The organism is Devosia sp., from assembly GCF_028290645.1.
GTDB lineage: Bacteria > Pseudomonadota > Alphaproteobacteria > Rhizobiales > Devosiaceae > Devosia_A.
The window spans coordinates 1-3798 of the sequence record NZ_JAQGJL010000031.1; the positions used below are offsets into that span (position 1 = coordinate 1).

The following is a 3798-nucleotide window of genomic DNA, read 5'->3' on the forward strand; positions in this document are numbered from 1 at the left end:
TGCTGAGGCCAATCTTCATAGTGACGACGCGAATGTAAGGTAACGTAGTTGCTCAAGAACTGGATGTCGCCACGTTTGAACGGAATGTCCGCCGCCAGGTCTGACACGATGCTCCGGTAGAGCTGGATAGCCTCCGCCTGCGTGGACGTCAGCGGCGGCACGCCGGGGAGCTTCAAAGCCTTCTCAATGGTGATGCCTGCGCCAATGGCGCTGAAATAGCCATCAGCGAACGTGAAAATGGGTTGCTTATGGTACGGCAGCTCCCCTGGATTCATTTCGCCGGCATACGAACGATAGAAGTCTTCGGTCAGCACCTTCGCCAGATCGGGACGACGTTGCAGGATCTCGTTATAAACAGTGACCGAACTAGCTACGCGGCTCTCGCCGCCCGACTTCGCAGTTTGAAGGCAAAGCAGGCCCACATAATTACACGCGTCCGAATGGAAGCGGAGTTCGGCATTCGTGTTGTAGGCCCGGCCAGTCGTGCTGTAGTCCTCGCCGAGATCCTTCACGTGCCCGAGCACGTGCCCGTGCTTATTCTGGAGCATCTTATCGCCGAGATATGAGCCAAAGCCCATATAGGCAATGGCCACGCCCTCAGGGTCGAGCTGGTCGAGCGGAAAATTCTGAATCATCACGAGCCCGCGGCCGTCGAGGAGCTCGCGGCGGATATCTCGGAGCGTGCCTGCGAGTTTCGCGAGAGGAAAGTTTCCACTGTCGACCTCGACGATCGGGCGCCCCGTCTTGCGAAAGGCCGCAACACCGGCGACGAGTTCATCCTGGTCGGTAGGAGTGATCTGATACGACCAATTTTCGACGGGGCCGAGCGAGGCTGCATCCCAGCCAGCAGGATCAATCACCGGCTGCATTGGAACTGCCGGCTGGCGTTCGGCGGTGGGAAATGTTCGAAAATCGCTCATGACGCTGATCTCCTTAAGGGCTCCTCAGCGACGCTTGGTCCGCCACGAGTAAAAGCTGGATAGATAGGAACTTACCAGCAGTCAACTCAATCTTATTGCTACTGGCGAACCAGGGCCCGTGTCGTCTTGCGAACCAGTGGGATCAGAAAAATATTCAGGAAATACGGAACTATGCCTAACCCGACGAAGCTAAATGCGGGTGTGTAAGTACTGCTATTGAGTAGGCGACGATAATCGGGATCAAGACCCCAGCCATCAGGATCAATCGGACTTTCATTTTCCGCTGGAAAATAGCCCGACAGAGAATGAGTCGCTCAAGCCCAGAGGCTGGCGTGATCGGAATTTGAGTGATTAGTCCTTTGCCACCGAACGCAACATCGACAGCCGATGCGATCCTCGCTCATTATTCTCGACACGGGTAATTGGGGTACTGCGTTGCCTGCCGTGGTGGATCCGCCAGGCTGAGATGCAGCAGAGCCAGATACACCGGATGCGCCGCCTCCCGTTACACCACCTGCGGCTCCTCCTCCGCCACGTACCGACCGCCTGCACTATGGCATTTCCGCTCGCCTGCCACGCCGGTGCGCTCTGCGGTTTCATGGCATGGCTTTTGCTGGTTTACCCGGGATGCCACTATGATAACCGTGGTACAATACCAGAAGGCGTTTCGCCGATTGAAAACAGAGAGGGTCCTATGAAGCGAGTGATGTTGGCAGCGGCTCTGTTCTGCGCTGCCGTGACGATGTCCGGCGCGGCCTTTGCGCAGGACATGTTCTTCAAGGGCAAGACGCTGATCATGCTGTCGCCCTCGACGCCGGGCGGCTCATACGATTTCTACGCGCGCATCGCCGCGCGCTACATGACCGAATATCTGCCGGGCAAGCCGAACTACGTGGTGCAGAACATGCCCGGCGCCGGCGGCATGAAGGCGGGCAACTACATCTACAACATCGCGCCGAAGGATGGCACGGTGATGGGCCTGATGAACCAGACCCTGGCGCATTACCAGATGCTGCTGGATACCGACGGCGTGCAATATGACGTCGGCAAGTTCACCTGGATCGGCCGCGTCGCGCCGACCATCACCCTGGTGATGGTGTGGGGCGAAGCGCCGGCCAAGACGGTCGAGGACATGAAGACGGTGGAGACTCTGTTCGGCGCCAGCAGCGCCCTGTCGCAGAGCTACATGATCCCAATGATAATGAAGAACTTGCTCGGCTATAAGACCCGCCCGATCGTCGGCTTCTCCGGTGCGGCGGAAATCTATCTCGCCATGGAGCGCGGCGAAGTGCATGGCCGCACTGGTTCGGCCGAAACGGTCGTCGCCAGCCACCCCGACTGGTTCAAGACCGGCAAGATGCGTGTGCTCGCCCAGCTCGGCGCCGAACTCGATCCCGACGCGCCGCCGGCACCCCTGTTGGTGGACCTGGCGCCGAACGAGGAAGCCCGCAAGATCATCGAGTTCTTCCAGTCCTACACGGTGTTTGGCAACCCTTATGCCGGCCCGCCGGGCATTCCGGCGGCGCGCACCAAGATGCTGCGCGACTCGTTCGTTTCGGCAGTGAAGGATCCGGGCTTCCTTGCCGACATGAAGAAATCGCAGATGGCCGTCGGCCCCATGAGCGGCGAAGATCTGCAGAAAATCGCCGAAGCGGTCTCCTCGACCGATCCGGCGATCATTGCCAAAGCTAAAGCGGTTTTGAAATAAGCTAGCCAGTTTAGCCGGTGAAGACAGGGAGGATGCCATGTCGGACACGATGACGCAGTTGCGCAAGGTGGGTGGCAAAGCCGCCTGGCGCGGCCCCGACATCACCAACAGCGACGAGTGGAAATATCATCTGTCGGAGCCGCAGCGCGCTGAAATCCTCGCTGGTCTGCGTCACTATCAGAAGACCGGCGTCGCCCAGCTCGATGCAACGCAGGCGGATTTCCCGCTGCCGACGGTCGGGCCGACGCTGCAAAAGCTGATGCGCGACATGGACCGGCAGCTCGGCATCCTGCTGGTGCGCGGCGTGCCGCTCGAGGGTTTGAGCGAACCGGAGATTCACCAGGTCTATTGGGGCATCGGGCTCTATCTCGGCGTTGTGCTGGCGCAATCGCAGCATGCCGAATTGATCGGCGACATCCGCGCGCGCGGCACGCCGGGCAGCGATGCGCGCGGCTATACCTCGGGCAAGTCGCAGAGCTTCCATACCGACGAATGCGACGTGGTGCTGCTGCTCTGCCGCCAGCGTGCCAAGGCGGGCGGGGCGAGCAAGCTCGCCAGCACGGCCGCCATCCACGACTACATGGTCGAGACGCGGCCCGACCTGGTGCAGGAGCTCTACAAGGCCCATCCCATCGCCTGGGTAATGGCCGATCCGGTGAGCGGCGAGGACTGGTTCACCACGCCCTTCTTCGGCTTTTCGCGCGACGGCTCATTCGCCAGCCGTTACAGCTACAACCGCACCCTGAAGGCGCAGAGCTTCCCCGACACGCCGAAGCTGACGCCGCTGCAGCGCGAGGCGGTCGAATACGCCTTCGAGCTGGCGAACGATCCGTCGTTCTATTTCGAGATGTATTTCGAGCCGGGCGACCTGCAGTTCGTCGTCAACTACCAGGTCGTTCATGGCCGCTCGCAGGTCATCGACTACGACGAGGTCGAGCTCAAGCGCCATGTCATGCGCATGTGGCTGTCGACACCTTACGGCCGCCAGCTGCCCGAAACTTGGAAGCAGGCCTATACGTCGATCGAGCCGGCGTCCGTGCGCGGCGGCGTGCCCTGGTGGTGGTTCACCAAGCAGTTCGGCGACTACCGTAAACGCACGGCGGTCGCGCTCGGCATGGTCGCCACGCCGGACGGCCCAAAAACCCAATAAGGGTTTTTCAGTAACCGAAG

At 60.4% G+C, this 3798-nt stretch carries 3 protein-coding genes; 2 read left to right on the plus strand and 1 reads right to left on the minus strand.

Annotation, left to right across the window (positions count from 1 at the left end; all coding sequences use genetic code 11):
- Nucleotides 1–920 (minus strand): TauD/TfdA family dioxygenase (locus JWQ89_RS01955; RefSeq protein WP_299637945.1); only part of this gene is annotated, 920 nt, incomplete at its 3' end.
- A gap of 706 nt (nt 921–1626) precedes the next feature.
- On the opposite strand from JWQ89_RS01955, the gene JWQ89_RS01960 reads away from it, so the two are divergent.
- Together JWQ89_RS01960 and JWQ89_RS01965 are read left to right on the plus strand one after the other, a co-directional pair.
- On the plus strand, nt 1627–2628 hold the full coding sequence (locus tag JWQ89_RS01960; RefSeq protein ID WP_299637947.1) for a tripartite tricarboxylate transporter substrate-binding protein: 1002 nt from the start codon (nt 1627–1629) through the stop codon (nt 2626–2628).
- 37 nt (nt 2629–2665) lie between these two features.
- The gene (locus tag JWQ89_RS01965; RefSeq protein WP_299637949.1) at nt 2666–3778 is read left to right on the plus strand and encodes a TauD/TfdA family dioxygenase; all 1113 of its coding nucleotides are present in this window, start codon (nt 2666–2668) and stop codon (nt 3776–3778) included.
- The last annotated feature ends 20 nt before the right edge of the window (nt 3779–3798 follow it).